Origin of the sequence: Corynebacterium tuberculostearicum (assembly GCF_030229345.1) — a bacterium.
Taxonomy (GTDB): domain Bacteria; phylum Actinomycetota; class Actinomycetes; order Mycobacteriales; family Mycobacteriaceae; genus Corynebacterium; species Corynebacterium tuberculostearicum_G.
The window spans coordinates 1-1,013 of sequence record NZ_JASPGP010000027.1; the positions used below are offsets into that span (position 1 = coordinate 1).

1 pseudogene is annotated in these 1,013 nt (G+C 55.1%); it reads left to right on the forward strand.

Annotated elements, in window-relative coordinates:
* Nucleotides 1-1,013 (forward strand): annotated as a pseudogene (locus QP884_RS11220) (IS3 family transposase); the annotation flags it as partial.

Genomic DNA, 1,013 nt, shown 5'->3' on the forward strand with positions numbered 1-1,013 from the left:
GAAGTTGTCCAACGCCACCTTTCTGGTGAGACAGCGATGGATCTTGCGCGCGAGTTTGGCCTGTCATCAGAGCACTTGGTCGGCGGATGGTCGAGGAAATGGCGTAAAGGTGGCGATGAGGCACTAAAACCGAAGCCGAAGGGCAGGCCCAAGGGTTCGGGCACGCCGAAGCCGCTTTCGGAGGAAGCGAAGCTGCGTCGCCAGATCGCGCGGTTGGAAGCGGAAAACGCATATCTAAAAAAATTGCGGGACTTGAGGAATCAGGGACACGCCTGAAGGTCCAGGCGATTGTCATCCTCAAGTCACGGCATCGTCTGCAATACCTTTTGGATGCGGCCGGCATGGCACGGTCGACATTCTTCTATCACCAGAAACGACTCAGCGATCCGGATAAGCACGCTGCGCTCAAAGACGCGATCCGGGGAAGCTTCGAGCGCAACAAGTATCGCTACGGCTACCGACGAGTGCTACTTGACCTGCGCAACCAGGGGTGGGTGGTCAATCACAAGCTCGTCTACAAACTCATGCGCGAGATGGGGCTTCGAGCCAAGGTCCGCCAGCGCAGGCGATATGTTTCTTATAACGGGACGATCAGCCACATTGCCGACAACACACTTGACCGCAAGTTCACTCCAGATAAGCCAAATACCGTCTTTGTTAGCGACGTCACCGAGTTCAGGGTCGCAGGCCGCAAGGTCTACCTGTCACCGGTGATGGATCTGTTCGACCGTTCAATCGTTGCCCACACCGTGGCTACATCGCCGTCGACAGCGTTTACCGCCGATTCTTTAACTAAGACGATTAAAACGTGTGCGCCTGAGCCTGGGTGGATGATGCATACCGATCAAGGTTTCCAGTACCAGCATTCGTCCTGGCGCAACCTGATTCATGACAACGGTGGTGTTCAGTCAATGTCGCGTAAAGCCAACTGTTACGACAACGCGGTCATGGAGAATTTCTTCGGGCACTTAAAAACCGAGATGTACCACGGAGAAGTCTTCGACACCGTCGCA